The organism is Streptomyces sp. NRRL F-5123 (assembly GCF_000721495.1).
In the GTDB taxonomy this organism is placed as follows: domain Bacteria; phylum Actinomycetota; class Actinomycetes; order Streptomycetales; family Streptomycetaceae; genus Actinacidiphila.
In genome coordinates this window covers 1-1630 of sequence record NZ_JOHY01000143.1, presented here as the reverse complement: position 1 = coordinate 1630, position 1630 = coordinate 1, and the positions used below count along the sequence as shown (strand labels likewise).

General features: G+C 70.7%; 1 protein-coding gene. It reads left to right on the top strand.

All coding sequences use genetic code 11. From position 1 onward, the window contains the following. On the top strand, positions 1–1630 hold a 1630-nt coding region (araB, locus tag IH54_RS0138520; RefSeq protein ID WP_031526199.1), incomplete at both ends, for a ribulokinase.

Sequence of the window (1630 nt, the reverse complement as noted above, 5' to 3'; positions counted from 1 at the left end):
CGCGGTCACCGTCGGTATCGATTTCGGGACGCTGTCCGGGCGTGCTCTGGTCGTGGCCGTCGAGGACGGTCGTGAGCTGGGCAGCGCGGTGCACGAGTACACGCACGGTGTCGTCGAGTCGGCGTTGCCGGACGGGGGTCCGGTGCTGCCGCCGGACTGGGCGTTGCAGATTCCGCAGGACTGGCGGGATGTGCTGCGTTTCGCGGTGCCGCGTGCGTTGGAGGCGGCGGGTGTGCGGGCGGAGCAGGTGATGGGTGTGGCGGTGGATTTCACGGCGTGCACGGTGTTGCCGACGACCGCCGACGGTACGCCGTTGAGCGAGCTGGCCGCCTTCGCGGGGCGCCCGCACGCGTATCCGAAGTTGTGGAAGCACCATGCGGCGCAGCCGGAGGCGGATCTGGTGGTGCGGCGCGCGGAGGAGACGGGGCAGTCGTGGCTGGCCCGCTACGGCGGGAAGGTGTCGAGCGAGTGGCAGTATGCCAAGGCTTTGCAGCTTTTGCGTGAGGAGCCGGAGATCTACGCCGCTGCCGAGCGGTGGATCGAGGCGGCGGACTGGATCGTGTGGCAGCTGACGGGTGCGGAGAACCGGAATCTGTGCACGGCGGGTTACAAGGGCCTGTATCAGGACGGCGGTTACCCGGACGGTGCCTTCCTGGCCTCCCTCCACCCGGACTTCGCGGACTTCACCGCCAAGCTGGAGCACCCGCTCTCCCAACTGGGCACGTCTGCGGGCACGGTGACCGCGGCCGCTGCGGAGCTGACGGGGCTGCGTGAGGGCACGGTCGTGGCCGTCGGCAACGTGGATGCGCATGTGACGAGTGCTGCTGCGCAGGCGCTGGAGCCGGGTCACATGCTGGCGATCATGGGTACGTCGACGTGTCACATCATGAACTCCGAGGTGTTCGCGGAGGTTCCGGGGATGTGCGGTGCGGTGCACGGTGGTGTGGTGCCGGGGTTGTGGGGGTACGAGGCGGGGCAGTCGGGTGTGGGGGACATTCTTGCGTGGGCGGTGCGGACGGCGCTGCCGCACGAGTACGCGGCCGAGGCGCGGCGGCTGGGGATATCGGGGCACGAGCTGCTGACGCGGAAGGCGGCGGCGCAGCCGGTGGGCGGGCACGGGCTGATGGCGCTGGACTGGCACAGCGGCAACCGGTCGGTGCTGGTGGACCACCATCTGTCCGGGCTGCTGGTGGGGCTGACGCTGGACACCCGGCCCGAGGACGTCTACCGGGCGCTGATCGAGGCGACCGCTTTCGGCACGCGCACGATCGTGGAGACGTTCGAGCAGTCGGGTGTGCCGGTCGGTGAGTTCACCGCGGCGGGCGGGCTGCTGAAGAACGCCTTCTTGATGCAGACGTACTGCGACGTGCTCAACCGCCCCGTCAACGTCCTCGCTTCCGACCAGGGCCCCGCGCTGGGCGCCGCGATCCACGCCGCTGTCGCCGCGGGCGCCTACCCCGGCATCCGGGAGGCCTCGGCGGCCATGGGCCGCATCAAGCGCGAGGCCTACACCCCCGACCCCGCCCGCGCCGCGGCCTACGACCTCCTCTACGCCGAATACCGCACCCTCCACGACCACTTCGGACGCGGCGGCAGCGCCGTCATGCACCGCCTGCGCGCCCTCAGGACC